This window comes from Nonomuraea recticatena (genome assembly GCF_039533245.1).
GTDB lineage: Bacteria > Actinomycetota > Actinomycetes > Streptosporangiales > Streptosporangiaceae > Nonomuraea > Nonomuraea roseola.
Genome location: NZ_BAAATE010000016.1, coordinates 23897 through 49880, shown reverse-complemented (window position 1 = coordinate 49880; position 25984 = coordinate 23897). Strand labels below are relative to the sequence as shown.

The 25984-nt window shown below is 69.2% G+C and carries 24 protein-coding genes and 1 tRNA gene; 18 read left to right on the top strand and 7 right to left on the bottom strand.

The genetic code is table 11. The features are described 5' to 3' along the window. Positions 1-29 precede the first annotated feature (29 nt). The 8 genes from gyrA (at position 30) to ABFX50_RS27750 (ending at position 7795) form a co-directional block, all read left to right on the top strand. The gene (gyrA, locus tag ABFX50_RS27785; protein ID WP_183653141.1) at positions 30-2531 is read left to right on the top strand and encodes a DNA gyrase subunit A; all 2502 of its coding nucleotides are present in this window, start codon (positions 30-32) and stop codon (positions 2529-2531) included. 3 nt (positions 2532-2534) lie between these two features. After that, positions 2535-3134 (top strand): DUF3566 domain-containing protein, encoded by a 600-nt coding sequence (locus ABFX50_RS27780; RefSeq protein ID WP_346150273.1) that lies wholly within the window; start codon positions 2535-2537, stop codon positions 3132-3134. Positions 3135-3264: 130 nt separating this feature from the next. Then, positions 3265-3338, top strand: a tRNA-Ile gene (locus ABFX50_RS27775). 646 nt (positions 3339-3984) lie between these two features. After that, positions 3985-4734, top strand: coding sequence for a class I SAM-dependent methyltransferase (locus ABFX50_RS27770; RefSeq protein WP_346150271.1), 750 nt, complete (start codon positions 3985-3987; stop codon positions 4732-4734). 172 nt (positions 4735-4906) lie between these two features. Next, a complete protein-coding gene (locus tag ABFX50_RS27765) occupies positions 4907-5101 on the top strand; it encodes a helix-turn-helix transcriptional regulator (RefSeq protein WP_346150269.1) in 195 nt (64 codons plus the stop codon). Beyond that, the gene (locus ABFX50_RS27760; protein WP_183653135.1) at positions 5091-5471 is read left to right on the top strand and encodes a hypothetical protein; all 381 of its coding nucleotides are present in this window, start codon (positions 5091-5093) and stop codon (positions 5469-5471) included. Before ABFX50_RS27765 ends, ABFX50_RS27760 begins: the two co-directional genes overlap by 11 nt. A 177-nt stretch (positions 5472-5648) precedes the next feature. After that, a complete protein-coding gene (locus ABFX50_RS27755; protein ID WP_346150267.1) occupies positions 5649-7112 on the top strand; it encodes a serine hydrolase domain-containing protein in 1464 nt (487 codons plus the stop codon). A 47-nt stretch (positions 7113-7159) separates the two neighbouring features. Then, positions 7160-7795 (top strand): class I SAM-dependent methyltransferase, encoded by a 636-nt coding sequence (locus ABFX50_RS27750; protein ID WP_346150265.1) that lies wholly within the window; start codon positions 7160-7162, stop codon positions 7793-7795. A 110-nt stretch (positions 7796-7905) separates the two neighbouring features. On the opposite strand, the gene ABFX50_RS27745 is transcribed toward ABFX50_RS27750, so the two are convergent. Beyond that, a complete protein-coding gene (locus tag ABFX50_RS27745) occupies positions 7906-9162 on the bottom strand; it encodes an epoxide hydrolase family protein (RefSeq protein WP_346150263.1) in 1257 nt (418 codons plus the stop codon). Positions 9163-9348: 186 nt separating this feature from the next. On the opposite strand from ABFX50_RS27745, the gene ABFX50_RS27740 reads away from it, so the two are divergent. Both ABFX50_RS27740 and ABFX50_RS27735 read left to right on the top strand, forming a co-directional pair. Further along, the gene (locus tag ABFX50_RS27740) at positions 9349-9963 is read left to right on the top strand and encodes an HNH endonuclease family protein (RefSeq protein WP_346150261.1); all 615 of its coding nucleotides are present in this window, start codon (positions 9349-9351) and stop codon (positions 9961-9963) included. A gap of 45 nt (positions 9964-10008) precedes the next feature. Then, positions 10009-10704, top strand: coding sequence for an alpha/beta fold hydrolase (locus ABFX50_RS27735; protein WP_346150259.1), 696 nt, complete (start codon positions 10009-10011; stop codon positions 10702-10704). A gap of 225 nt (positions 10705-10929) precedes the next feature. Here the strand turns inward: ABFX50_RS27735 and ABFX50_RS27730 are convergent, their stop codons facing one another. Beyond that, positions 10930-11802 carry an NAD(P)-dependent oxidoreductase gene (locus ABFX50_RS27730; RefSeq protein ID WP_346150257.1) on the bottom strand — a complete coding sequence of 291 codons (873 nt, stop codon included), beginning with the start codon at positions 11800-11802 and terminating at the stop codon, positions 10930-10932. Positions 11803-11883: 81 nt separating this feature from the next. Between ABFX50_RS27730 and ABFX50_RS27725 the strand changes: the two genes are divergently transcribed. Next, a complete protein-coding gene (locus ABFX50_RS27725) occupies positions 11884-12465 on the top strand; it encodes a TetR/AcrR family transcriptional regulator (protein WP_346150255.1) in 582 nt (193 codons plus the stop codon). Positions 12466-12485: 20 nt separating this feature from the next. On the opposite strand, the gene ABFX50_RS27720 is transcribed toward ABFX50_RS27725, so the two are convergent. Genes ABFX50_RS27720 through ABFX50_RS27710 form a run of 3 tightly spaced genes read right to left on the bottom strand, consistent with a single transcriptional unit; the run spans position 12486 to position 15648 of the window. Beyond that, positions 12486-13142, bottom strand: coding sequence for a TetR family transcriptional regulator (locus ABFX50_RS27720; RefSeq protein WP_346150253.1), 657 nt, complete (start codon positions 13140-13142; stop codon positions 12486-12488). Then, positions 13105-14793, bottom strand: coding sequence for a sugar phosphate isomerase/epimerase and 4-hydroxyphenylpyruvate domain-containing protein (locus ABFX50_RS27715; protein ID WP_346150252.1), 1689 nt, complete (start codon positions 14791-14793; stop codon positions 13105-13107). The genes ABFX50_RS27720 and ABFX50_RS27715 overlap by 38 nt, the downstream gene beginning before the upstream one ends. A gap of 9 nt (positions 14794-14802) precedes the next feature. Beyond that, entirely contained in the window at positions 14803-15648 is an 846-nt protein-coding gene (locus ABFX50_RS27710; protein WP_346150251.1) for a shikimate dehydrogenase, read from the bottom strand. Positions 15649-15793: 145 nt separating this feature from the next. On the opposite strand from ABFX50_RS27710, the gene ABFX50_RS27705 reads away from it, so the two are divergent. After that, a complete protein-coding gene (locus ABFX50_RS27705) occupies positions 15794-17143 on the top strand; it encodes an MFS transporter (protein ID WP_346150250.1) in 1350 nt (449 codons plus the stop codon). Between the two features lie 61 nt (positions 17144-17204). On the opposite strand, the gene ABFX50_RS27700 is transcribed toward ABFX50_RS27705, so the two are convergent. Together ABFX50_RS27700 and ABFX50_RS27695 are read right to left on the bottom strand one after the other, a co-directional pair. After that, positions 17205-18593, bottom strand: coding sequence for a sensor histidine kinase (locus ABFX50_RS27700; protein ID WP_346150249.1), 1389 nt, complete (start codon positions 18591-18593; stop codon positions 17205-17207). Between the two features lie 52 nt (positions 18594-18645). Beyond that, the gene (locus ABFX50_RS27695; RefSeq protein WP_346150248.1) at positions 18646-19050 is read right to left on the bottom strand and encodes a DUF7144 family membrane protein; all 405 of its coding nucleotides are present in this window, start codon (positions 19048-19050) and stop codon (positions 18646-18648) included. A 41-nt stretch (positions 19051-19091) separates the two neighbouring features. Here ABFX50_RS27695 and ABFX50_RS27690 point away from each other — a divergent pair, with 41 nt between their 5' ends. Genes ABFX50_RS27690 through ABFX50_RS27665 form a run of 6 tightly spaced genes read left to right on the top strand, consistent with a single transcriptional unit; the run spans position 19092 to position 25974 of the window. Continuing rightward, positions 19092-19268, top strand: coding sequence for a hypothetical protein (locus tag ABFX50_RS27690; protein WP_346150247.1), 177 nt, complete (start codon positions 19092-19094; stop codon positions 19266-19268). A 25-nt stretch (positions 19269-19293) separates the two neighbouring features. Further along, positions 19294-19749: a hypothetical protein gene (locus tag ABFX50_RS27685; protein ID WP_183653099.1), complete on the top strand. Its 456-nt coding sequence runs from the start codon at positions 19294-19296 to the stop codon at positions 19747-19749. Positions 19750-19754: 5 nt separating this feature from the next. After that, positions 19755-21005, top strand: a complete 1251-nt coding sequence (locus ABFX50_RS27680; protein WP_346150246.1) for a hypothetical protein — start codon at positions 19755-19757, stop codon at positions 21003-21005. Further along, positions 21002-22210 carry a VWA domain-containing protein gene (locus ABFX50_RS27675; protein ID WP_346127470.1) on the top strand — a complete coding sequence of 403 codons (1209 nt, stop codon included), beginning with the start codon at positions 21002-21004 and terminating at the stop codon, positions 22208-22210. The genes ABFX50_RS27680 and ABFX50_RS27675 overlap by 4 nt, the downstream gene beginning before the upstream one ends. Before the next feature lie 9 nt (positions 22211-22219). Beyond that, on the top strand, positions 22220-23329 hold the full coding sequence (locus ABFX50_RS27670; RefSeq protein WP_183653089.1) for an ATP-binding protein: 1110 nt from the start codon (positions 22220-22222) through the stop codon (positions 23327-23329). Further along, a complete protein-coding gene (locus ABFX50_RS27665; RefSeq protein ID WP_346150245.1) occupies positions 23326-25974 on the top strand; it encodes a DUF5682 family protein in 2649 nt (882 codons plus the stop codon). Before ABFX50_RS27670 ends, ABFX50_RS27665 begins: the two co-directional genes overlap by 4 nt. Positions 25975-25984: the final 10 nt, after the last annotated feature.

Genomic DNA, 25984 nt, shown 5'->3' with positions numbered 1-25984 from the left:
AGCCGTACCACGAAGAAGGATTTTCACCTGTGACGGATGTGACAACTCCACCACCGGCTGACCGTATCGAGCCTGTGGACATTCAGTCCGAGATGCAGCGCAGCTACATGGACTACGCGATGTCGGTCATCGTGTCCCGTGCGCTGCCTGACGTCCGCGACGGTCTCAAGCCCGTGCACCGGCGGGTGCTCTACGCGATGTACGACGGTGGCTACCGTCCCGACCGCGGCTACTTCAAGTGCGCCCGCGTCGTCGGTGACGTCATGGGCACCTACCACCCGCACGGCGACACCTCCATCTACGACGCGCTCGTACGGCTGGCGCAGCCGTGGTCGCTGCGCTACCCGCTGGTCGACGGCCAGGGCAACTTCGGCTCGCCGGGCAACGACCCCGCGGCGGCGATGCGGTACACCGAGTGCAAACTCGCGCCCATCGCCATGGAGATGCTGCGCGACATCGACAAGGACACCGTCGACTTCAGGCCCAACTACGACGGCAAGTCGCAGGAGCCCGACGTCCTGCCCGCGCGCATCCCGCAGCTGCTCGTCAACGGCTCGGGCGGCATCGCGGTCGGCATGGCCACCAACATCCCTCCGCACAACCTGCGCGAGGTCGCCTCGGCGGTCAAGTGGTGCCTGGAGAACCCCGAGGCCACCGACGAAGAGCTGCTGGAGGCGTCGATCGGCCTGGTCAAGGGCCCCGACTTCCCGACCAGGGCGCTGATCGTCGGCAGGCGCGGCATCGAGGACGCCTACCGCACGGGCCGCGGCTCGATCACCATGCGGGCCGTCGTCGAGGTCGAGGAGGACGGCAAGGGCCGGCAGTCGCTGGTCGTCACCGAGCTGCCCTACCAGGTCAACCCCGACAACCTGGCGCTCAAGATCGCCGAGCTGGTCCGCGAGGGCAAGCTCACCGGCATCGCCGACGTCCGCGACGAGAGCTCCTCCAGGGTCGGCCAGCGCCTGGTGATCGTGCTCAAGCGCGACGCCGTCGCCAAGGTCGTGCTCAACAACCTCTACAAGCACACCCAGCTGCAGGACACCTTCGGCGCCAACATGCTCGCGCTGGTCGACGGCGTGCCGCGCACGCTGCGTCTCGACCAGTTCATCAGGCACTACGTGGCCCACCAGGTCGAGGTCATCGTCCGCAGGACGCGCTACCTCCTGCGCAAGGCCGAGGAGCGCGCCCACATCCTGCGCGGGCTGCTCAAGGCGCTCGACCGGATGGACGAGGTCATCGCCCTCATCAGGCGCTCCCCCTCGGCCGCCGAGGCGCAGGGCGGCCTGATGACGCTGCTCGACATCGACGAGATCCAGGCCCAGGCCATCCTCGACATGCAGCTGCGCAAGCTCGCTGCCCTGGAGCGCCAGGCGATCCAGGACGAGTTCGACCACCTGATGACGCTGATCGCCGAGTACAACTCGATCCTCGACAGCCCCGTCAGGCAGCGCGAGATCATCAACGAGGAGCTCGCCGAGATCGTCGGCAAGTTCGGCGACGACAGGCGCACCGAGATCATCGCCTACGACGGCGACATGTCGATCGAGGACCTCATCGCCGAGGACGAGATCGTCGTCACCATCACCCGCGGCGGCTACACCAAGCGCACCAAGACCGACCTTTACCGGGCGCAGAAGCGCGGCGGCAAGGGCGTGCGCGGGGCGCAGCTGCGCCAGGACGACATCGTCGACCACTTCTTCGTCACCACGACCCACCACTGGCTGCTGTTCTTCACCAACAAGGGCCGCGTCTACCGGGTCAAGGCCTACGAGCTGCCCGAGTCCGGACGTGACGCGCGCGGTCTCCACCTGGCCAACCTCCTGGCCATGCAGCCCGACGAGACGGTCATGGAGGTCCTCGACCTGCGCGACTACCTCGTCGCGCCGTACCTCGTGCTGGCCACCCGCAGTGGCCTGGTCAAGAAGACCAGGCTGTCGGAGTACGACTCCCCCAGGACCGGCGGCCTGATCGCCATCAACCTGAGGGAGGACGACGAGGTCATCGCCGCCCGCCTGGTCTCAGAGGAAGACGATCTGCTGCTCGTCTCCAAGGGCGCCCAGTCCATCCGCTTCACCGCCACCGACGACGCGCTGCGCCCGATGGGACGCGCCACGAGCGGCGTCATCGGCATGAGATTCCTTGACGGCGACGAACTTCTCGCCATGAATCGCTTGGCAGATGGTGAGGACGTGCTTATCGCCACGGAAGGCGGGTACGCAAAGCGGACACCCGTCGACCAGTATCCGTTGCAGGGACGTGGCGGAAAGGGCGTGCTGACTGCGAAGATTGTCACCTCTCGTGGCAAGCTGGTCGGAGCCGTCATGGTCAACCCGGAGGACGAGGTTTTCGCGATCACGTCCAACGGCGGGGTGATCCGGACGAGCGCCGGGCAGATCAAGCAGTCCGGCCGCCAGACCATGGGAGTGCGCCTGATGAATCTCGCCGAAGGCGACAGCGTCGTGGCCCTCGCTCGGAACGCCGAGTCGATGGAGACGTCGGTGGAGGCTGAGGAAGACGGGGGAGGAGAATAGTCCATGAGCGCCCAGGGCGGTCCCGCCAAAGCGACGTCGACTCGTGAGAACGGGCAGAAACCCGAGACCGAGGTTCTCGACATGATCGGGGACGAGACGGAGACGGAGCAGGAGCAGCAGGTGGAGGAGCAGAACGAGACGGTCCGCATCCGTCCGTCGCTGACCTCCGAGGCGCCTCCGCCCGTCGTCGAGCTGCCGAAGAAGAAGGCCGCAGCAGCCGCCCGCCTGCCACGCAAGGCGCACCTGGTGCTGCGGCGGGTGGAGCCGTGGTCGGCGATGAAGTTCAGCTTCGTCGTCTCCCTGGTGTGCTTCGTGGTGCTGTTCGTGGCGGTCGCCGTGCTGTACGGCGTGCTGTCGGCCCTCGGAGTCTTCGAATCGATCGTCCAGACGGTCAACCAGCTGACCCAGGCCGACGGCCAGACGACGGGCAGCTTCGACGTGTCCAGCTGGTTCGAGCCTGTGCGGATCCTGGGATACACCGCGCTGATCGGCGCCGTGAACGTCGTGCTGATCACCGCGCTGTCCACGCTGGGCGCCGTCATCTACAACATCGCGGCCGACCTGGTCGGCGGCGTCGAGGTGACGTTCAGCGAGGCCGAGTAGTCCGAAGTCCCGTCCCTGCTCGCGTCTGCGGTCTGGCGGCGCGAGCAGGGGCCGGGACACGGTAAGCTTTTCCCCGTCGGAACAACCGGTTCGCCTCTGTACCGCAGATGCGATACGGTTCTTCGTGCGCGGGGCTATAGCTCAGACGGTTAGAGCGCTTCCCTGATAAGGAAGAGGTCCCAGGTTCAAGTCCTGGTAGCCCCACCCAGCTCAAAGGCCATTCCCACTTAGTGGGGGTGGCTTTTTTGAATTTCTGAGTGACTATGGCCATGTCTCGTTGAAGATCACGAGCTACAGCAGGAACAGCGGGCTTCTCTGTCCGGTGGGCGCCCTGGAGGGCCGCAGGCGATGAAGTATCGTGCGTTGCTGTGCTGGGTCAGCGCCATCTCTCTGTCCGCTTTGCCGCACTGGCCGTTAGTGCAAGTGGATACAGAGATTCAGATATGCGCCTTCCTGGACACTGAAGGCGGGTACACCGGCCGTGATGTGCTCGGCCTGGGGTTTGGCGCGATGGCCACTCTCCTTCCCCTTGCCCTGGTTGTGCTGGCGGTGGCCGTAAGGCGGTCATCGCCCCAGAGACGCCGGATCCTCACATGGATGGGAGCAGGCGGAGCGCTCGCGACGAGTGCCTACTACGCCCTGTCTACTGTGGCGTTCTTTGAGCCTTACTGCCCTGTGGGTACGCAGGGGGTATGGCTCGTGCTTCCGCTCTACGGCGCTGTTGCGGTGTTTGTGTTGATTGCTGGAACGCCTGGAGTCGAGGACAGGTCCAAGGCGGACACCGAGTGGCGATCTTGAGCAACGCTTTAATCCAGTAGCCGGCACCCTTGAACTTCATTAGCGTGACCGGGTGCTCAGCTACAACGATCTTGTCGGACAAGCCCTGCACGCATCCCTGCGCGGATGGGACTTCAGCTGGCTACGCGACCGAACGAGTGGCGGGAGCCCATCATGGCGATACACCGAGCGGGCCTCAGCGCTTCTCTCAGCGGCACCGCGACTGCTCGACCTGGACACCGGCGGCGGCGAAGTCCTGGCCTCCCTGGCTCCACTGCCTCGTCACACTGTCGCAATGGAAGCGTGGCAGCCGAACATCCCCATCGCCGCCGAACGGCTTCGACCGCTTAGCGCCACTGTGCTCGGCGGTACGGCGGATGCCATCCCCGTGAGCGAAGCCACTTTCGACCTCGTGCTCAACAGGCACGGAGCGTTGAACGCTGCCGAGGTCGCCCGAGTTCTCACCCCCGGCGGCCGACTTCTCACCCAACAGGTCGGCACCCGCAATGATGTGGAGCTGAACGTCGCCCTCGGCGCACCTGCCCCCGATCCAGAGGCATGGACGCTGGCCGTCGCAGTAGATCGCCTTCGCCGCTACGGGTTTCGTGTCCTGGACGCTCGCGAAGAGATGATCGACTATGTCTTCCATGACATAGGTGCCGTGGTCTTCCAACTACGAGCCGTCCCGTGGCAAGTTCGCGACTTCGATCTCAACCGCTATGAGCGGCCGCTACAGAGTCTCCACGAGCGCATCTGCTCAGAGGGCGCCTTCACCGTTCGCAACCACCGCTTTCTCATCGAGGCCGCACTGCCTGACATCTGACGGCCATTCCACCGGCACGTGGCGGAACAGGTCGTCGCCTGCAGCGAGGACATCTACTCGCTCGTCCTGGTGGCGAGCAGCTCGAGCACTCAGAACGTAAAGGTCCCTTGACACCCTCATGGTGTCAAGGGTACTTTCCATTCGAGGGTCAAGGTAAAAGGAGCTTTACGTTGTGGACAACGACGTCAGGCGGTTGCGCAACGTCGCAGGGCTCTCCCAGCAGGCCCTCGGGGAGCGTCTCGGTGTCTCCCGGCAGACGATCAACGCCATTGAGCAGGGCCGATACGACCCTTCGCTTCCGCTCGCCATCCGATTGGCCCGCTTCTTTGGCCGATCCGTCGAGGAGATCTTCCATTGTGACGACTAAGCGATGGTTCTTCCCAGTGTTCTGCCTCCTGCTCGGCCTGCTGATGGGCGTGCCGGTCATGGCCCGCGGCGAGATCGTCTTGGGGCTCGCGCTCGTCGGGATCATGGCGGGATACGCCACCTTCCTGTTGCTGACGCGCAAGCGCAGCGAGACCACCGCGATGCTGAGCGGGGAGCTGGGCGACGAGCGGCGCAGGCTCAACGAGCTGCGCGCCCGCGGCGCCACAGCCAACGTGCTCAGCATGGTGGTGGTCGGCGGGTTCTTCGTACAGATCTGGCGCGGGGAGGATCCCATGCCGTTCGCCCTCTTAGGAGCCGTCGGAGGGGTGGCCTATGTGGTCGCGCTCGTCTACTTCTCCCGTCGCGGCTGATCATCGAAGCTGACCAGTCGCATCCCGGCGGCCACCTCCCGCTCGACCTCGTCCCCACGGCCCCGCGGGTCCCTGCGGCCCCGCGGGTCCCTGCGGCCCCGCGGGTCCCTGCGGCCCCGCGGGGCCGATCGCGGCAGCCGACGCGATTCGATCCGATCTTGAGAGGGGATGCGTTCCATGTTCCAGCGGAGTGGCCTTTGGCCGACACCGGGCCGGCTGGCGTCCGCCCTGGTCGCGGCGGGGCTGGCCGCGGTCGCGGCCTTCGCGGTCGCGCCCACGCCGCCGCGCCTGGGGTCCGCGACGACCGGCGACCACGCGCTGGCCGAGGCCGTACGGCGAGCGGCCGGATCCGACGGTCACCGCGCGCTGTCCGTGGCGCTGATCGAGAACGGCGTCGTCCGCACGGCGGGGGTCGGCGACACGGGCGGTCCCGCGCCGCGTTCGGTCGACGCCTCCACCCCGTTCGAGATCGGCTCGGTCGGCAAGGCGCTCACCGGCATGATCCTCGCCGACATGGTCGCCGAAGACGGCCTCGACCCGCGTTCTCCTGTGCCCGGCCTCCAGGGCTCGATCACCTACGAGGAACTGGCCAGCCACCGCTCCGGCCTGCCCCGGCTGGCCGGTGGTCTCGGCCCGCTGGTACGGGGGGCCACCGCGAACTACACCCACGGCAACCCCTACGCCGGACAGGACGTCTCAGACGTGCGCGAGGCGGCCAACTCCGCCGAGCTCTCAGGGCGCGGCACGGTCGCCTACTCCAACCTCGGCATGTCCGTGCTCGGGCACGCGCTCGGCGAGCGAGCGAAGCTGCCCTACGCCGACCTGCTGAAGCGGCGGGTGCTCGAACCTCTCGGGATGAAGGCCACGACCACCTCCACTCCGCCGGCGGGCCGGGCACACGGGTACGTGGAGGCCGGGCACGAGGCGGACCCATGGACGAGCGACGGTTACGCCCCTTCGGGCATGAGCATCTGGTCCACAAGCGCCGACCTCGCCCTCCTCGTCGACGCGATGCTGAAGGGCGGCGCCCCGGGGGGCGACGCCGCGACGCCGCGCTTCACCGACGACGACACCAGCCGCATCGGCTACGGCTGGTACACGACGAGGACCGCGAAGGGCGAGGTCACCTGGCACAACGGCGGTACCGGTGGCTTTCGCGCATACGTCGGATTCGACCGCGCGGGCGGGCGCGGCGTGGTCGTGCTGGGCAACACCGACAGGGATGTCGACCACGTGGGCCTGCGGCTGCTCGGCCACGAGGGGCCGCGGCCCGCGTCCGGCGATCCGCTCCTCCTTGTGATCACCGTCGGCCTGCTCCTGGCCGCGGTCGTGACCTCGTGGGAGATGGCCACCCGCCGCACGCCTACCCGTAACCGCCCCCAGGCCGACCGGCTCGGGATCGTCAGCATGACGGCCAACGCCGCCCTGGTGCTCTGGGTGGCCTGGATGGCCGGGGCTTGGGGCACGGTGCCTTTCGCCGTGTTCATCCTCGTCGCGGCGGCCACCGCGGCGGGCACGGCCCTGCACGCGGCCCGCTGGCGAGAGCTGCCCACGGCGCGGCAACGCAGCCGCTGGCTGTCCACCGTCGTCGGCCTCGTCCTCGACGCGGTGATCGTCGCGCTCCTCCTCTTCATGACCTGACCCGGAAGAAGGCATGCCGACGGGCCGTCATGGCTCATCATGACCGGATGGGTGTGCGCTACGACGAGGTGATCGACTCTCTCCGTACGGCCTACGACGGCCGTGCCGAGTGGCGTGACGGGACGGCGAAGACGCCGTGGAAGCTAGCCGAGCGGGAGACCTTCCTCAACCGGCTGCGGGACGGCGACCATGGGCGGCTGCTGGAGATCGGCGCAGGTGCGGGCCAGGACAGCGCATACTTCCAGGCCGCCGGCCTGGACGTCGTCGCCGTCGACCTGTCACCCGCCATGGTGGCGCTGTGCAGGAAGAAGGGCGTCGACGCCCATGTCATGGACTTCCTGCACCTCGACTTCGCGCAGGAGTCCTTCGACGCGGTGTACGCGATGAACTGTCTGCTGCACGTGCCCGACCGTGATCTCTCCGCGGTGCTGGACGCCGTCCACGCGCTGATGAAGCCCGGCGGGCTGTTCTATCTCGGCGTGTACGGCGGCGGCGTCCTGAGCGGGGAGGGTCCTTTCGAGGGAGACGACCACCGGCCTCCTCGCTTCTTCTCGTTCAGAAGCGATGAGCAGATCCAGGAGTTCGCGCGCGAGTCCTTCGAGATCGTGGACTTCCATGTCGTGGGGTCGGGCACGCTCCGCTTCCAGTCCCTGACGTTGCGCCGCGGCTTCGGGACGGGCTGATCCCCGCCGTCTCGCCGGTGCGGTGTCCACGAACCTTCGCCGGGTCGGTGTGGGTCGTCAACCTCGGCGCTCCTCAAGCCCCGAGCCGGTGCACGTTGGTGGGCACCGCACTAGCAGCGGCCGCGGAAGGTTCGGCGAAGGTCGTCGACCCATTCGCCGGGGATCTCCCACGGGATGAAGTGGCCGCCGTGGTCGTGCGCCGTGAGGCTGACGTGGTTGTACCAGGCGGCGCGGTCACTGGCGAGGAAGCTCTGGACGCGCTGGTCGGTGCTGACGCCGGGCGGGTTCTCGTAGCCGACGAAGGTGATGCCCGTGGGCGCCTCGACGACCGGCTGCCGGTCGTGGGAGGGGGTCCACGGGTAGCGGTTGTTGTTGGCGTAGGTGCGGATCGAGGTGCCGATCGTGTTGGTGACCCAGAAGATCATGGCGTGGGTGAGCAGGTCGTCCTTGGTGAAGACGGTCTCGACGTCACCGCCGTTGTCGCTCCAGGCCATCCAGCGCTCGAGTATCCAGGCGAGCATCCCCGCGGGTGAGTCGGACAGCCCGTGGGCGAGCGTGCTCGGGCCGAGCACGTGCGCGGCGAGATGGACGGCGAACCGCCTGTCCAGCTCGACGATCCTGGCATGGACGTCGGCGGGCAGGCCATCGGGGATGGGACGACCGCCGCTGAGGTCCCAGGCCCTGTCGCCGTTGAACAGGGTGAGCTTCTGGCCTGAGCCGATGTGGATGCCGTGGAGCTCGTCGGCGTACTTGTGCCCGAGCTGGCCGGTGACCAGGGCTCCGACGTCGCAGCCCGCTGCGGCGTACTTCTCGTGGCCGAGGGTGCGGGTCATGAGGGAGTGCCAGAGGTCGGCGACCTTCCAGAAGTTCATGTCCGGGTGGTTCGGCAGCGGGGTGGAGAACCCGAAGCCGGGAAACGAGGGGACGATCACGTCGAACGCCTCGGCAGGGTCGCCGCCGTACGCGCCCGGATCGGCCAGCGGGTCGACGACCTTGGACCAGTGCCAGAACGTCCAGGGCCAGCCGTGCGTGAGGATCAGCGGCGTCGGGTCGGGCCCGACCCCCGGCCTGCGCATGAAGTGCACAGGCACGCCCTCCACCTCGACGCGGTAGTGCTCGTAGGCGTTGATCGCGGCCTCGGCCCTGCGCCAGTCGTAGCCGGTGCGCCAGTAGTCGACGAGTTCTTGGAGATAGGCCCGCTTCACGCCGTAGTACCCGTCCTCGTTGCCCTCGTCGTCCGGCAGGCGGGTCAACTCCAGGCGCTGCCTGAGGTCGGCGAGCACGTCGTCGGGCACGTGGATCGGCTCGGGCTCCAACGGGAACGGCCGGGCCTGGGGACCGGTCGATGGGGTGGCTTCGTGGCTCATCGTCGTCTCCTCCAGCCTGTGAGATCTGGTGAAGGCGCAGCGTAGTCGGCAGCGATGTGGCGGCGTACGGAGGGTTCCCCCGGGTAAGCAGAGCGCGAATATCGCTGCCGCGGGCGGGGAGTGACTGATATGGGTGGAAGTATGATCTTCTCGAGGCGGGTGGTCGCGGTCGCTGTACTCACTCTGTTGGTCGTTCCGATCACCGCGGTCACCGATACCCAGGAGGCGGCGGCTGAGCCGCGCAAGCGGTCACAGGCCGAGGCGGGGGCGCTGGCCCGCCGCATGCTGGCCAAGGTGAAAGTCGCCAGGCCACTGTCGATCCGTGGATACAGTCACCGGCGGTTCCAGCCGCGATGGGCGCACCACAAGGGCAGGTGCGACGCGCGCGAGGTGGTCCTGGCCCGCGACGGGCGAGGCGTGCGCAGGAACGCGGCCTGCCACCCGGTCAAGGGCCGCTGGTACAGCCCGTACGACGGTAAGTGGCTGAAAAGCGAGAAACAGGTCGACGTCGATCATGTCGTGCCGCTGGCGTACGCCTGGCGCTCCGGCGCGAGCAGGTGGAGTCAGGCACGGAGGCGCGCCTTCGCCAACGACCTCACCCGACCTGAGCTGATCGTGGTCAGCCACTCCGCCAACATCGCCAAGAGCGGCCAGGGACCGCAGAGCTGGCGTCCGCAGCGGCGCGGCTACTGGTGCCGCTACGCCACCTCATGGATCACCGTGAAGCACCACTACCGGCTCTTCGTGACCCGCAGGGAGAAGGTGGCGCTGCTCAACATGCTCAGGACCTGCCGAGGCTGACAGGGGGCATCCTCCGTTGCCGGAGGGGATGAGTAGGGTCGGCGCATGGATGTCATTCTGATTGCCGGATTCTGGTTGAACGCCTCCTCGTGGGACGGCGTCGTACCCGCGCTCGAGGCCGCGGGGCACCGGGTGCACGCGCTGACGCTGCCGGGGCTCGCCTCGATCGACGACGATCGGACGGGCATCGGCCTCGCCGATCACGTCGCCGCCGTCGTCAAGGCCATCGACGAGCTCGATGGGTCCGTGGTGCTGGTCGGGCACAGCGGCGGCGGGGCGATCGCGCACGCCGCGGTCGACGCGCGGCCGGATCGGGTCGCCCATGTCGTCTACGTCGACTCTGTGCCGTTCGGCGACGGCAGTGTGATCAACGACGAGCTGCCCGTGGTGGACGGCGAGATCCCGCTGCCCGACTGGTCGGTGTTCGGGGCCGAGGATCTCACCGACCTCGACGACGAGCTGCGGGAGCGGTTCAGGGCGACGTCGATCCCCCAGCCGGTGGGGGTCGCGACCGACAAGCAGGTGCTGCGCGACCCGCGCCGCTACGACGTGCCGATCACGGTGATCACCTGTGAGTACCCGGCCGAGACGGTGCGCGAGTTGACGGCGAACGGCCACCCGTACACGGCGGAGCTCGCCAAGGTCCGTGACGCGAAGATCGTTGATCTGCCGACCGGGCACTGGCCGCAGTTCACGAAGCCCGCGGAGCTCGGTGCGGCGATCGTGGAGGCCCTCGCCTGAGTCTGCTGACCGGGTGCCCGGGCCGCTCGTCCGGACCGAGCGGCGCCGCACCCGGTCCGTGGCTCGCCCGCGAGAAGCGCGAGCAGCCCGCGAGAAGCGCGAGCAGCGCGCGCGGTCCGCGAGAAGCGCGCGGCCCGCGAGGCCGCGACGGGTCATCCGCGGCGACCACGTCAGCTCGGTCGTCACGGTCGTGGGCGGCCACGCCGTCGCCGTGCCCGACGGCCGCTATCGCTTGAGCACCTCGATCAGGCGGGTGAGGCTGTCCTCGCCGTGTCCCTCGGCGGCGGCGCGGCGGAAGAGGTCGAGGACGGTCGCGGGCAGGGAGCCGTCCACGCCCGAGGCCTCCACGGTGTGCAGGACGTGCTCCATGCTGGCCACGCCCATCGCCACCCTTTCCACCTCCCCCTCGTGGTTGCCCGCCGCGATGCGAGGGGCGTAGTACTCCAGGAAGTACCTGAAGTCCATGGTCTTCACGGCGTTGGGCAGGAAGCGCTCGGCCGAGATGCCGTTGGCCTCCGCCACCGCCTGGGCGTGCAGGTAGCTCACGAGGCCGGTCCAGAACATGTCCATCCCGATCTGGTAGAACAGCGCCGCCAGGCCGGGGTCCTCGCCCAGGTGGTCGATCCCCGTCAGCACCTCGAGGGCGGCGCGATGGGTCTCGATCGCGTCTTCGGGGCCGCTGTAGTACGTCTCGGCGCCCTCCTTGCCGATGAGGGGAGGGGGGACCTGGACCCCGCCGGTGATCTGCACGGCGCCCCGCTCGGCCAGCCACGCCGCCGCCTTCCTGGCCTTGTCGGGGGTGTCGGAGGTGAGGTTGGCCACCGTACGGCCGGCGAACGCGGCAGCGGGCGCCTGCTCCAGGATGGCGTACACGGCGTCGTAGTCGGTCAGGCTCAGCACCACCAGGTCGTTGGCCGTCACCGCGGCCTCGACGCTCGGCGCGAGCCTGGCGCCGCGGGCGACCAGGTCGTCTGCCTTGGCGGCCGTACGGTTCCACACGGTCACGTCGTAGCCGCTGTCCAGGTAGGTGTGGGCCATCGCCTGGCCCATGGGGCCGAGGCCGATCACGGTCACGGAATTCATGGCTGTCTCCTTCATTGCGCTAGAACGAACGCTCTATCTAGAACGAGGACACTAGCACGCCGCTAGAACGAACGCTCTATCCAGTAGGCTGGAGTCATGGTGACCAAGCACGAGATCGGCACGCGGGAGCGGATCGTCCGCACGACCTCCCGGCTGCTGCAACGGCAGGGCTACGGGGCGACGGGCCTCAAGGAGATCTCCCGCGAGGCCGAGGCGACACTCGGCTCGGTCTACCACTTCTTCCCCGGCGGAAAGCGGGAGCTGGCGGTCGAGGCGATCCGCCACGGCGACAAGGAGTTCGCCGAGGCCCTTGCCGCCTGGTTCGACCGCGTGGACGACCCGGGCGCGGCCGTCATCGCCTGTACCCGCGAGCTGGCGGCGGGCCTGCGCGAGTCGAACTGGCTCGACGGCTGCCCCATCACCACGGCGGCGCTCGAGAGCGCGGGGCACGAGCCGGACATTCAGCGGGCCGCGGAGGAGGCCTACGAGAACTGGCGCGCTCTGGTGCGCGACAAGCTCCTCGAATCGGGCCTCACCGAGGACGTCGCGCGCGAGCTGGCCCACACGGTGATCAACACGTTGGAGGGCGCGGAGATGTCCGCGCAGGTCTCACAGAGCGAGGAGCCGCTGGAGATCGCGGGAAGGCACCTCGCCAGGCTCATCGACTCCTACCGGTGACGCTCGCGGCCGGGCGCGCCTCAGGGTCTCGCGCCGCCGCCGCGCAGGTACCCGACGATCATCTCGCCGACCATGCCGCGCTGCCTGTCGCGGTGCTCGGGCGCGGTCATGTCGCGGCCGAACAGCGCCCCGAACGTGTGCTGGTTGGCCACGCGGAAGAAGCAGAACGCGCTGATCATCATGTGCACGTCGATGGCGTCGGCCTCGGTGACGAAGTCGCCGCTCGCGGTGCCCGCGTCGAGGATGCGCTCGATGAGGTCGAGCACCGGCGTGCCGAGGTTGCCCAGCGCCTCGGACTTGCGGATGTGCTCGGCTTGGTGGATGTTCTCGATGGCGACGAGCTTGATGAACTCGCGGTGCGCGTCGTGGTGGTCGAAGGTGAGCTCGGCCAGTGTGCGGATGGCCTCGACGGGCGCCAGGTGCTCCACGTCGACCGTGCGCTCGACCTCGCGCACCTCGGCGTAGGCCTTCTCCAGGACCGCGATGTAGAGCTGTTCCTTGCTGCCGAAGTAGTAGTAGATCATGCGCTTGGTCGTGCGCATGAGGGCGGCGATCTCGTCGACCCTCGCCCCCGCGTACCCGTGGCGCGCGAACTCGTGCTGGGCGACCTCGAGGATCTCCGCCCTGGTTCTGTCGGCGTCACGCTGACGCTCCCTGGTGGCGGGCTGCGAGGTCATTGGCCCATCTTAGGTGTTGTACGGCGAGGCGGACCGGGGCGTTGACCGCCCCGTATCCCCTGTAGCCACCGATGCGCTGGACGATCTCGAAGAAGACGCGTCCGACGGTGACGGTGTAGAGGTGCAGGAACTCGCCGTGCTCGTCGCGGTCGTGGAGGACTCCCAGCTCTCTCAGCGAGGGGTCGGCGTCGAGGTCGTCGTAGTAGTTGCAGGGGATCGGCAGCAGCAGCTCCGGATGCTCGGCGCGGAGCCTGCGAGCGGTGGCCAGGAGATCGTCGGTGGCCAGCGCGACGTGTTGCAGCGGCATGCTCTCAGCCCCGACCTGGGCGAGGTTGAGCACCACGCGGACCCTGCCGTCGGCGCTCGACATCGCCTTGCTGCGGAGCAGTCCGTAGGGGTCGGGCAGTTCCAGGCTCTCCTGGGGGCGGAGGCCGAGCACGGTGCGGTAGAAGAGCGTGGCCCCGTCGAAGTGGTGCCATGGCTGGGTGAGCGCCACGTGGTCGATGTGGGTGATGTCGCCAGGGGCAGGGAGGGAAGGGGCGAAGCCGTCGCGCCATGCCGCGTCGGGGAAGGAGTGTCTCGTGCCGTCGGGAGCTTCCATCGTCGGCGACAGCAGCGAAGCGGCGTGCTCGGTCGCCGCGGCCTGGTCGGGTGTCTCCAGGCCGACGGCGAGCAGTGAGGGGTCGGCCGCCGCGGTGTCGACCAGGAGGCGGGCCTCGCCCTGCTCCCACAGCTCGACCGGTTCGTCAGGGTGTGCGCCGGTCCTGGTGAAACCGAGCGCGGTCAGCACACCGCCGACGGGCCCCGCGAGCTCGGCGAACGCGAAGCCGGTGGGCTCGGCGGGGTGGTCGGCGCCGCGCAGGGCCTGCTCCAGGGCGATGAGCGAGCGCATGCCGTCACGGGAGGTACGGCCGGCGTCGGCCTGCCGGAAATGGTCGTTGAACACCTCGAGCGACAGCGGCCCCTCGTATCCGGCCTTCAGCGCGTGGCCTACCAGGCCCGCCAGGTCGAAGGTGCCCTGGCCGGGGAAGCAGCGGTAGTGGCGGCTCCACTGGAGCACGTCCATCGCCAGCAGCGGGGCGTCGGCGAGCTGGAGGAAGAAGATCTTCTCCCCGGGGATGGCCTCGATGCCGATGGGGTCGGAGCCGCGCGACAGGATGTGGAAGCTGTCGAGGCAGGTGCCCAGGTTGGGGTGGTCGGCCAGCCGGACGATCCGCCAGGCGTGGAGGTACTCGTTGACGTGCCGCCCCCATGCCAGCGCCTCGTAGGCGATCCTGATGCCGTGCTCGGCGGCCCTTTCGGCCAGGAGCCGCAGCTGGGAGGCGGCCAGCTCGTCGTCGTCGACCGCCTGGGGCGAGACGTTGGAGCAGACCAGCAGCGTGTCGGCGCCGAGCCGCTCCATCACGCGGAACTTGCGCTCGGCCCTGCGCAGGTCGGGCGACGGCATGGCCTCGAAGTCGCGGAAGGGCTGATAGAGCTCGATCGACAGGCCCAGGTCGGCGGCGCGCAGCCGTACCTCCTCCGGCGGCAGTGGGCAGGTCAGCAGGTCGTTCTCGAAGAGCTCCACGCCGTCGAAGCCGGCGGCGGCGATCGCGGCCAGCTTCTCCGTCAGCGTGCCGCTCACCGACACGGTGGCGATGGACTTGCGCATGGCTCCTCCTCAGGCGGCGACCAGATCGGTCAGGTGGGTGAGCATCCGCTCGGTGTCGGGAACGCGGCCGGTGAACAGGCGGAAGGCGTGCGCGGCCTGGAAGACGACCATGCCGCCGCCGTCCAGCGTTCTGCAGCCCAGCGCGCGGGCCTGCCGCAGCAGCTCGGTCTCCAGCGGCCGGTAGACGATGTCGGCGACCCACAGGCCCGGACGCAGCAGGGAGGCGGGCAGCGGCAGTCCAGGGTGGCGCGCCATGCCGGTCGGGGTGGCGTGCGCCAGGCCGTCCGCGCCGGCGAGCAGCTCGGGCAGGTCGGCCTGGACGGCGGGGCGCGCCCGCCCGGTCCCGAACCGGGTCTCCAGCTCGGCTGCCAGGGCCGTCGCCCTCGCCGGATCGGCGTCGACGACGGTGAGCGTGTCGGCTCCCATGGTGAGCAGCGCGTGCGCCACGGCCGCCCCCGCGCCTCCCGCGCCGAGTTGGACGACCCGCCTGGTGGGCGCGTCGGGCAGGCCCCTGGCGAACGACTCGGCGAAGCCCGTCCAGTCGGTGTTGTGGCCGATGGCGCGCTCGCCGTCGAAGACCACCGTGTTGACGGCGCCCAGCATGCGGGCGTCATCCGACAGCTCGTCCAGATGGGGGATGACGGCCTGCTTGCACGGATGGGTGATGTTGAGCCCGTCGTAACCGAAACGCCTGGCGGTGCGGACCAGCTCACCGACGTCCTGCCCGAGGACGTCGGTGTCGAGCAGCCGGTAGACGTAGCTCAGGCCGTGGTGCGCGGCCTCCCGCTCGTGCAGCGGCGGGCTGAGCGAGGGGCCGATGCCGGAGCCGATCAGCCCGGTCAGGTACGACGTCATGCAGTTAATGTACGGACTAGTACGTTACTTATCTAGAGCGTCTTGACATGTGACGAGCGTCACCTGCAGCATTGCGGCAGCGTTAATTAACTATCTAGTTCGTAACCACTGGTCGCGGGGGGACCGCCTCACCGAAGGAGCAACCGTGACCGACAGTTCACCGGGCGCCCAGCAGGGAACGCCGCGCAAGGCGGCCGTCGCCGCGTGGATCGGCAGCGCTCTGGAGTACTACGACTTCTTCATCTACGGCAGCGCAGCGGCCCTCATCTTCTCCAAGGTCTTCTTCGACGACTCCGACCCCGCGACCGCCACCCTGCAGTCGCTGGCCAGCTTCGGCGTCGCCTACGCCGCCAGGCCCGTGGGCGCCTTCTTCCTCGGCCACGTCGGCGACAGGTTCGGCCGCAAGAAGATCATGGTCTTCACGCTCGTCCTCATGGGCGTCTCGACGTTCCTCATCGGCTGCCTGCCCACGCGGGACCAGATCGGCGGCCTGGCGCCTGTGCTGCTGGTCCTGCTGCGGGTCCTGCAGGGCCTGTCCGCCGCCGGTGAGCAGGCCAGCGCCAACTCCATGACGCTCGAACACGCACCGGCCGACCGTCGCGGCTACTTCACCAGCTTCACACTGAACGGCACCCAGTTCGGCCAGATCCTCGCGACCTTCGTCTTCATCCCCGTGGCGGCCCTGCCCGAGGAGCAGCTGCTCAGCTGGGGATGGCGCGTGCCGTTCTGGCTCAGCGTCGCCGTCGCCGTCGCCGGCTGGATCATCCGCAGGAAGCTGGAGGAGACGCCTGCCTTCGAGCAGGAGGTCGCCAAGGGGACGGTCCCGAAGATGCCGCTGGCCGTGCTCTTCCGCGACCACTGGAGCAGCGTGCTGCGCGTGGTGGGCGCCGCCCTCATCGCCACCGTGAGCACGATCTTCACCGTGTGGGCGCTCAACTACGCCACGAGTGACGCGATCGGGCTCGACAGGGCCACCATGCTCTGGGTGGGCGTGGCCGCCAACGCGGTCGCCCTCGTCGCCATCCCGCTGTGGGCCAGGCTGTCGGACCGCATCGGCCGCAGGCCGGTCTTCCTCGTCGGCGCCGTCGGCAGTCCGATCATGATCTTCGCCTATCTCGCTGCGATCAACTCCAAGAACTACCCGCTGATCTTCCTCGTCGGGATCCTCACGCTCGGCGTCGTCTACAGCGCCTCCAACGGCATCTGGCCCTCTCTCTACGGCGAGATGTTCAGCACCAGGGTCAGGCTCTCCGGCATGGCGATCGGCACGCAGATCGGCTTCGCGATCGCGGGCTTCGCCGTCGCCTCCGCGGCGGGGATCGTCTCGCCTGAGGGCTGGCTCGGCCTGCAGGGCTGGACCGGCGTCGGGATCTTCACCGCGATCCTCTGCGCCATCAGCGCGATCGCCGTGGCCACGGCGCGCGAGACCTACAGGGTCCCGACGGAGGAGCTCGGTCTGGCCGGGGGATCGGCCGCGCCGTCGCCCTCCCGCTGACCTCGGGCGGGCAGGGCGCCCAGGGCTCGTGCGGCGTCAGCGCTTCGCCGGCTGAGCCGTCCTACGAAAGCGCCGGGAGTCTCAACACCAGGCGGGCGCCGCGTTCGCTGTCGGCCACGACGAGCGATCCGCCGTACGAGCGGGCGATCTCGCGGGCGATCGGCAGGCCGAGCCCGGTGCCGCCGGTGTCGAGACGGCGTGCGCTGTCGAGCCTGGCGAACCTGTCGAAGACCCGCTCCCTGGCCTCGAAGGGAATGCCCTCCCCGTCGTCGTGGACCTCCAGCACCGCCTGCCCCTGGGAGTGGTCCGTCCAGACGCTCACCTCGATCACGGAGTGCGCGTGCCGCTCGGCGTTGGCCAGCAGGTTGCCGAGCACCCGCGCCAGGCGGAGCCTGTTGGCCTCCACGACCGTCCCCGCCGCCAGGCGGGTGACGATGGGCACGCGCCGACGGTGCAGCTCCACCTCGGAGACGACCAGCTCGGCCAGGTCAAGGCGCTCGGCGGGTTGGAAGGCGCCCGCGTCGAGGCGGGCCAGCTCGAGCAGGTCGGCCACGATGTCGCTCAGCCGCTGGGTGTCGCGCAGCGCCGCCCGCACCGTGGACTTCCAGTCGGAGTCCTGGGGATCGTCGAGCGCGACCTCCAGCCGCGTCAGCAGGCCCGTGATGGGGTTGCGCAGGTCGTGGGAGGCGTCGGAGACGAATCGCCGCTGCTGCTCGGTGGCCTGCTGGAGATGCCCGAGCGTGTGGTTGACGGTCTCCGCGAGCCGCTGGATCTCGCCCGAGGTCTCGGGGACGGGCACCCGCCTGTGGAGCGCGGCCGTGCCGCTGATCTCGGCCATCTCCCTCGTGATGGCCTCCACGGGTCGCAGCGCGGTGCCGATCGTGGTCCACGTGGCCAGGCCGATCAGCGTCAGCAGGACGATCGCCATGACGGCGAGCAGGACGTTCCCCTGCCATCCGCTGACGCCCGAGGGGAAGGGCACGGCGCCGTAGACCAGAACGGGCGTGCCGTACGCGGTCTGGCCCACCGCGATGCCGACGACGCGCACGCAGGTGGGCAGGGAGGAGGGGCACTCGGTGGTGTCGACCCTGCTGTCCGCTTCGAGGGGGCGGGCGCGGGAGATCGGCGGCAGGCCGCGCAACGGGGGCGTGGCGCCGAGCACCCTGCCGTCGTCCGCCACGACCTGGAGCATGTCGCTCTCGCCCGGCAGCACAGGGATGGGGTCGTTCACCGGCGTCACGGTGATCTGGAAGGCGACGTGCAGCGCCGCGTGGGCCGCCCTGGCGGAGGCGACGTCCTCCGTGGACAGCTGGAGGAGCGTCCTGACCAGGATCGCGCACACCAGGAGCACGGTGGCGGCGACGCCCAGCGCGACGAGCGTCGCTCTGCCGCGCACCGAGCGGAAGAGCCGCGCGTGGAGGCGGCGGAAGGATGCTCCCTGGCCTCTCATCGGCCCTCCGGACCCCGCTGGTGACGGGCCTGCTGTGCTGCCCCCTGACGTGTCAGTCGTTCAGCGCCGCCGCCTCCCGGCCGTGCACGATGATCGCGTAGAGGACGAACACGTCCAGGGCGATGACGATGAGCGACCACCACGGGTTGACGTTGATCCAGGCCATCTGGGTCAGCGCGTTGAGCATCACCAGGACCGCGCCGACCACTCTGGCCCAGGTCTGGCCCACCGACAGCGCGACGCCCGTGATCACCGCCAGGATGCCGAGGATCAGATGGATCCATCCCCAGCCGGTGATGTCGAAGGCCAGCAGCCGACCGGCGGCGGTGACGTAGAGGTCGTCGCCGACGATAGCCAGCGACCCGGTCAGGATGTTGAACATGCCGACCATGATCATCATCATGCCGGCGAACCAGACCCATCCGACCCAGCCGGTGACCCGTGCGTTGTATGCCATACCGTGCCTGTGCCCAGCGGATATGCGGTGATCACGCGGCTATGGGATACCTTGACCCGCTCGTGGAGTCGCCGCGACCCGAGGCCCGCGACGTGGTCGCGCGCGACGAAGAGCTCAACCTTGGGACGGCGACCGCCACGGTCGGCACACCCAAAAAGCACCGCGAATTGACCCTGCTGGGCTTTGGGGTAAATTACCGGGTCACTGATCATCCATGAGCCGTCAGGGCTGGAGGTCGAGGTCGTGAACGCGGACAGACCCGCGTGGGAACAGGCCAGCGCGGAGAGAGTCGTCGCGCCTGTCCAGCCCCGCAAACTGGCGAAAGTGCCCTTCGTCGAGCTGGCGGACGGGCGGCTGCAGGGTGTCGTGTCGAGCGGTTCCGACATCGAGCGGGTGTACGTCTCCTCGATCACCGCGGGGACGCTCACCATCAACTGCAGCACGAACAACAACCGCCCGTGCGGCGGACTGAGGGGATCGGCGTGCAAGCACCTGCACGCCCTGCGTGACGAGGCGGTGCTGCAGTACGGCGTCGACAGGGTCGCGCGCTACCTCAGGGCCGAGGAGGGCGCCCTCCTCAGCGGTCAGCCCGAAGCGGCGCCCGCGGCCATGGTGTTCAGCCGCTTCCTGCGGCACCTGGCCTACCTGGAGCTGCCTGAGTCCACCGTGCCCATCCCCGAGATGCATTGGTTCCGTTGATGCGAATGGACGCTCCCTCGGAGGGAGTCGAAGAGGCCCTCGAGGTCGTGGCAGGGTTCGACGAGGCCCTGACGCACGGCTTCGCGAGGCTCGCGGGAGACCAGCTGAGAGACCTGGCGGGCGCGCTGGCGAGCACACCGCTCGGGCAGCGGGCGGCCGAGGCCGCGGAGAAGATCGCCGCGGGGTCGGTCGCGGAGGAGCACCTGACGGTGCTGGCCGGTGGCCGGGCCGCGCTGCTCGGCGCGGTGCACGACGCGCTGCTGTCCCAGCTCGACACGGCCATGGGCAGGCGGAGAGCGGAGTACGTCGCGGGAGAGGGCCGCTCGGCCGCGGGCGTGGGCTGCCGGTCGTGGCTGGCCGAACTGGCCATCACGGGGTGGAAGGGTGTCGACCACGACCTGGTCTCCGCCTCGGCGCAGCCGATCGAGGCGCTGCTCGCCGATCCCGGCATGCGCAGGCTGGCTGTCCTGCTCGACGGGCTGGCCGCCGAGCTGAGCGCGTCATGTCCCGTCGCGACGATGGAGCGGCTGCCCAGGCGCAGGTGGGCGGACCTGTGGACGAGGGCGCTGCTGCTGTCGCAGGGCGGCTGGCCAGAGCCCGCCGTCGAAGAGGTGTCGGGGACGCTGCTGATCCTCGGCGTGGACGTGCAGGAGCACGGCACCGCCGTACAGGTGCAGGTGCACGGGGTGCTGGACGAGCGCCTGGTGCGCACCAGCGTGACCGTCGCGAAGGTCGACACCATCGTCGGGCTGGCCGTGTGGCCGCTGCTGAGCGGATATCCGAAGCTGGTCAGGGCGCTGGCCGAGCAGCGGGCCGTCGAGGTCAGGGACCTGCCGCTGCTGGGCGGAGGCGACCTGGTCTGGCACGAGGACCGCGTCACGCTCAAGGACCCCGTCGACCCGTTCGTGACGGCGAGGGTGGCGCTCGCGGGGGCCGTGGCGCCCGCCGTTCCCCCGCTGGAGCGCCACCCCGTGCGCATCGCCGAGCCCGTGCTGGTCGAAGGCGATCTGAGCGGCTACACCTTCGACAGGCTGACCACCTCGGGCCCGATCACCGATGACGTGCTCAAGGGCGCCTCCGCGTGCGTCGGGCTGATGAGGTGGGACGGCGGGCAGTGGACACTGCAGCCGCTCGCCGTGCAGAAGGGCAAGAAGAAGCCGCACAACGCCGAGCTGGCGCTCAGCCCCAAGGCGGCCAAGGCGGGCGAAGCGGTGACGGTGCTCAAGGAGCGAGCAGGGCGGTTGCTGCGCAAATGAGCGACGAGAACCGGCGGCAGGTCCTCTACTGGCGCCTCATGGCGCGGCTGTTCGAGCCCGACGAGCAGCCCGCGCTCGAGGCGGCCAGCGTGGCCATCGTGGAGGACATCGGCCTTCCCGCGGCGCTGCTCGACCCCTCGGTGTCGATGGACAACCTGCTGCAGCGCTTCCCCGAGATCGACCTGGAGGACCCCGACCCCGTCCGCAGGGCCGCCGTGGTCTCCAAGCTCCTGCTCAACGTCTTCAACACAGGGTCGGGCACGGTCACCGCCACCCAGCTGGCCACCTGGAAACGCGACGCCGCCTGCTTCCAGCAGGTGATGGGCGAGGGCCACGGCCTCAAGGAGATCGAGGCCGACCTGGTCAAGCGCATGCACCTGCGCGAGGTCCTGGCCGATCCGCAGCTGGCGGGCCAGCTCACTCCCAGCATGTCGCTCATCGAGCAGCTGCTGCGCGACAAAGCCAACCTGTCGGGCATCGCGCTGGCCAACGCCAAGGCGCTGATCCGCAGGTTCGTCGACGAGGTCGCCCAGGTGCTGCGCACCCAGGTCGAGAAGACCAGCTCGGGCGTGATCGACAGGTCGGTGCCGCCGAAGCGCGTCTACCGCAACCTCGACCTCGAGCGGACGATCTGGAAGAACCTCACCAACTGGAGCCCCGAGGACGAGCGGCTCTACGTGGACAAGCTCTTCTACCGGCAGACGGCGAAGAGGACCACGCCCGCCAAGCTGATCGTGGTCGTCGACCAGTCGGGCTCGATGGTCGACGCGATGGTCAACTGCACGATCCTCGCCTCGATCTTCGCCGGCCTGCCGAAGGTCGACGTGCACCTGGTCGCCTACGACACCAGGGCGCTCGACCTCACCCCCTGGGTGCACGACCCGTTCGAGGTGCTGCTGCGCACGACACTCGGCGGCGGCACCAACGGCACCGTCGCGATGGCCCTGGCCAGGCCCAAGATCACCGATCCGCGGAACACCGTCATGGTGTGGATCTCGGACTTCTACGACAACCGCTCGCTGATCACCGACTTCGAGTCGCTGCATCGCTCGGGCGTGAGGTTCATCCCGGTCGGCTCGGTGAACAGCTCGGGTAACGCGAGCGTGGACCCATGGTTCAGGCAGCGGCTCAAGGACCTGGGCACGCCCGTGATCTCGGGCCACATCCGCAAACTCGTTCTCGAGCTCAAGAGCTTCCTCGCCTAGGAGACCCCTGTGCTGCGCGCCCCCGCTGAATCCAAGTACGCCGAAGAGCTCGACTACCTGGAGTCGATCGACCAAGGACACAAGCCGTTCTCGTGGCGGCTCAGCCCCCGCATGGTGCGGATCTTCGTGCTGGGCTCCGAGCGCTCGGACGGCCTCGACCGCGAGATCCCGCAGAAGTGGTTCGGTGACCGCAGCTTCGTCGAGCGCAGCATCGTCACGCTCGCCTCCGACCGCGGCCTGCTGCTCATCGGCGACCCCGGCACCGGCAAGAGCTGGCTGGCCGAACTGCTCGCCGCCGCGATCTGCCGCAACTCGACCATGGTCGTGCAGGGTACGGCCGGCACCACCGAGGACCACATCAAGTACTCGTGGAACGTCTCGATGGTCATCGCCAAGGGCCAGTCGCGCGAGTCGATGATCCCCTCGCCGATCATGACGGCGATGGAGAAGGGCGTGATCGGCCGCTTCGAGGAGCTGACCAGGTCCACCAGCGACGTGCAGGACGCGCTCATCTCCATCCTCTCGGAGAAGTACGTGTCCATCCCCGAGCTGGGAGAGGGCGAGGACAACATCGTCTTCGCGCAGCCCGGCTTCTCCATCATCGCCACCGCCAACAGCCGTGACAGGGGTGTCAACGACCTGTCCTCGGCGCTGAAGCGGCGCTTCAACTTCGTCCGCATCCCGGTGGTGACCAACAAGAAGAGCGAGGCGGAGATCGTCCGCTTCCGCACCACCGAACTGCTGCGCAGGCACCAGATCGACCTGGACGTGCCGCCCACGCTGCTCGACATCCTGCTGCAGAGCTTCGCCGACCTGCGCGCCGGCGCCGCCTCGGCCACCAGTGACGACCAGAAGCTGGAGTCCGCGCTGTCCACGGCCGAGCAGATCGGCGTGCTGGAGGACGCGATTTTGCACAGCCAGTTCTTCGGCGACAGCACGCTGCGGGCGGCGACGCTGGCGAGCTCGCTGGTCGGCTCGCTGGCCAGGCGCACCCCTGAGGACCTGGCGATCCTCAACAAGTACTGGCACGGCGTCGTCGAGCCGCGCAGCAAGAAGGACGGCGGCGAGTGGCCGGAGTTCCTCGAAGGCGGCCGTCAGGCGATCGCCACGCTCTCATGAGCCCTTTCGACCCGCTGCGCGAGCAGCTCGCAGGCGCGGCCGCGGCCTTCGGCACCGGCCTGGTCGACGACGTCGAGCAGGCGCTGAAGGCCGAGCTGGAGATCTTCCCCGTCTGCCACCACTCGCCCGCCTCCGCGCTGGCGATGGCGCGCAGGCTGAGGGAGAAGCAGCCCAAGGTCATCTACCTGGAGCTGTGCGAGGACCTGCGGCCCGTCCTCGACGAGCTGCGCAACTGCCGCCTTCCCGTGGCGCTGCAGGCCTTCGCCACCGACATCGAGGGCTTCCCTCCCGAGTGGGCGCCGCTGAGCGTGATCGCGCCGATCACCGAGTCGTCGGCGGAGTACCAGGCCATCGCCTACGCCCTCGACACCCCCGGCGTCGAGATCGTGCTCGTGGACCGCTCGGTCGACCACGTCTTCCAGTGGGAGCCGCGCGAGCGGGGCGAGGCCGTGGGCGTCGAGATCGGCGACCTGCGCCCGCGCTTCGCCGAGCTGGAGGAGCACCTGCTGCACCACGGCAAGGTGCGGCACTGGTCGGAGTGGTGGGACCAGTACGTCGAGCAGCCCCTCGTCGGCGCCGACTATGACACCTACCGGCAGGTCATGGTGCTGATCGGCAGCCTGTTCAGGCGGCTGAGGCCCCAGGGCAACGAGATGGACGAGGACCGCGAGCGCTACATGTGGACGCGGATGCGCGAGCACCTCGCCGCCACCGGCGCGGACCCCGACACCTGCCTCTACGTCTGCGGCGCCTTCCACGCCGCCAGCCCCGTGATGGGCGAGCACCTCGACATCACCCCGCGTACGGCGACCCGCTGGCTCTACGGCCTCATCCCCTCCAGCCACTCGGCGATCGAGGAGCAGTTCGGCCTGGCGCCGGGCTCGGTCTCGATCGCCTCGGCGACCTGGAGCAAGGCGGTCAAGCGCAGCGGCGTCACGCCGTACCAGCTGGGGGGCAAGAGCAAGGCCCGCGCCCTGCCGCCGCCCGCGCCCTTGGAACGGGACGACAGGCTGTCGGGCTTCCTGACCCAGCCTCCCGCCCTCGACGGCTTCGACGAGGCCGAGCTGCTCGGCTGGTGTGTCGACATCGTCCGGTTGGCCAGGCGCAACGGCTACCTGGCCAGCACGGCCGACGCCATCGCGATCTACGAGACCTCCATCCTGCTGGCGGGCATGCGCAACAGGAAGCGGCCCACGCCCTACGACTTCCAGGACGCCGCGGTCACCTGCATCGAGAAGGACGTCGTGCCCGGCAGGCGCGACGTGCGTCGCCTGTGCGAGATCATGCTGGGCGGCGACAGGATCGGCCAGGTCGGCTACGACTCGCTGCCGCCGCTGGCCCGCGACGTGCTCGACCGCCTGGAGCCGCTCGGGCTCGACCTGCAGAAACGCACCCTGTCCAGGGCGCTGATGAACCTCGACCTCAACCCGGAGCTGGTGCCCTGCTCCGACCTGCTGTGGATGCTGCGCTACCTGCTGCCCGAAGGGGCGGTGAAGCCCATCATGGGCTCGCGCAGGCTGGGCGAGCGGTCGATCCAGGAGAGCTGGGACCTCTGGCTCGGCAAACACCAGCGCGAGCTGATCGAGCTCGGCTACGAGGGCGTGACCATCGAGCAGGTCATGGAGCAGCGGCTGCGCCGCGCCGCGTGGGACCCGAAGGCCACGGCCGCCGTGGTGCTGGGCGCGGTCGAGGACTCCATCCTGTTCCTCGGCAGCCGCAGGTTCACCGACGAGCTCGGGGCGCGGGCGGTGGAGCTGCTCTCGGCCGAGCGGACCGTGGACGACGCGCCCGAGGTGCTGCGCAGGATCAGGCGGCTGCTCGCGCACTACCGGTCGTCAGGCGGCGCGCTGCCCGGCTGGTGTGAGGCGTTCGTCACGGCGGGCTACGCGCACTACTGCACGCTGCTGCCGAGCGCCTTCGTCGACGAGGACACCGGCGTCCGCCAGGTCGGCGCGATGCTCGGATTCCTGTTCTCCATGGAGAGCCTGGCGATCTCGCTCGGCTGCGACAGGGCTCAGCTCGAGCTCGCGGTACGGCAGTCGCACCCCGAGGCTCCCGCCAAGGTGGCGCTGGTGTGGGCGGCGCAGTTCCAGCTGGGGCTGCTGACCATGGCGGACCTGCGGTCGCGCTGCGACGACCTGCTGAACAACCCTCTCGTCGTGCCCTCGGTGCCGCTGTACATCACCGGGTTCGTCCAGGCGCTCGAGCCCGCTCCCGTGCTGACGCCTTTCGTGGTGGAGGTGCTGTCGGGCGCCTTCGGCAGGCTGCCCGACGACGTGCTGCTGCCGTGGCTGCCGAACCTGATCACGACGCTGCGCAGGGAGGCGCCCGAGCTGGTGCCCGTGCTGGTGCGGGAGGCGGGCCTGACCTATCCCGCGAGCCTGGCCGCCGTCGACGCGTGGGTGCCGCCGTGGTCGGCGCAGTCCGCGAAGGGCACCAGGGGCCGGGCTCCCGTGGTGGCGGGGCCCGTCACCGGCCTGCTCGCGGCCCACCCCGCGCCGACCGACGCCGTCGCGGCGCTGCTCGGCTGTTCGGGCGAGTGGCAGACCGGTGACACCGACAGCGGCGGCCCTGGGCACGCGGAGGTCGCCGCCCTGCTGAAGGCGCATCCCGAAGCAGCAGGCGCCGTCGCGGCCCTGATCTAGGGGAAGGCGC

Coding starts and splice junctions, on each gene's coding strand:
- ABFX50_RS27780 (WP_346150273.1), top strand. CDS start 2,535: ATGAGCGCCCAGGGCGGTCCCGCCAAAGCGACGTCGACTCGTGAGAAC.
- ABFX50_RS27755 (WP_346150267.1), top strand. CDS start 5,649: ATGTTCCAGCGGAGTGGCCTTTGGCCGACACCGGGCCGGCTGGCGTCC.
- ABFX50_RS27750 (WP_346150265.1), top strand. CDS start 7,160: ATGGGTGTGCGCTACGACGAGGTGATCGACTCTCTCCGTACGGCCTAC.
- ABFX50_RS27745 (WP_346150263.1), bottom strand. CDS start 9,162: ATGAGCCACGAAGCCACCCCATCGACCGGTCCCCAGGCCCGGCCGTTC.
- ABFX50_RS27735 (WP_346150259.1), top strand. CDS start 10,009: ATGGATGTCATTCTGATTGCCGGATTCTGGTTGAACGCCTCCTCGTGG.
- ABFX50_RS27730 (WP_346150257.1), bottom strand. CDS start 11,802: ATGAAGGAGACAGCCATGAATTCCGTGACCGTGATCGGCCTCGGCCCC.
- ABFX50_RS27725 (WP_346150255.1), top strand. CDS start 11,884: ATGGTGACCAAGCACGAGATCGGCACGCGGGAGCGGATCGTCCGCACG.
- ABFX50_RS27720 (WP_346150253.1), bottom strand. CDS start 13,142: ATGACCTCGCAGCCCGCCACCAGGGAGCGTCAGCGTGACGCCGACAGA.
- ABFX50_RS27715 (WP_346150252.1), bottom strand. CDS start 14,793: ATGCGCAAGTCCATCGCCACCGTGTCGGTGAGCGGCACGCTGACGGAG.
- ABFX50_RS27710 (WP_346150251.1), bottom strand. CDS start 15,648: ATGACGTCGTACCTGACCGGGCTGATCGGCTCCGGCATCGGCCCCTCG.
- ABFX50_RS27700 (WP_346150249.1), bottom strand. CDS start 18,593: ATGAGAGGCCAGGGAGCATCCTTCCGCCGCCTCCACGCGCGGCTCTTC.
- ABFX50_RS27695 (WP_346150248.1), bottom strand. CDS start 19,050: ATGGCATACAACGCACGGGTCACCGGCTGGGTCGGATGGGTCTGGTTC.
- ABFX50_RS27690 (WP_346150247.1), top strand. CDS start 19,092: ATGGGATACCTTGACCCGCTCGTGGAGTCGCCGCGACCCGAGGCCCGC.
- ABFX50_RS27680 (WP_346150246.1), top strand. CDS start 19,755: ATGGACGCTCCCTCGGAGGGAGTCGAAGAGGCCCTCGAGGTCGTGGCA.
- ABFX50_RS27675 (WP_346127470.1), top strand. CDS start 21,002: ATGAGCGACGAGAACCGGCGGCAGGTCCTCTACTGGCGCCTCATGGCG.
- ABFX50_RS27665 (WP_346150245.1), top strand. CDS start 23,326: ATGAGCCCTTTCGACCCGCTGCGCGAGCAGCTCGCAGGCGCGGCCGCG.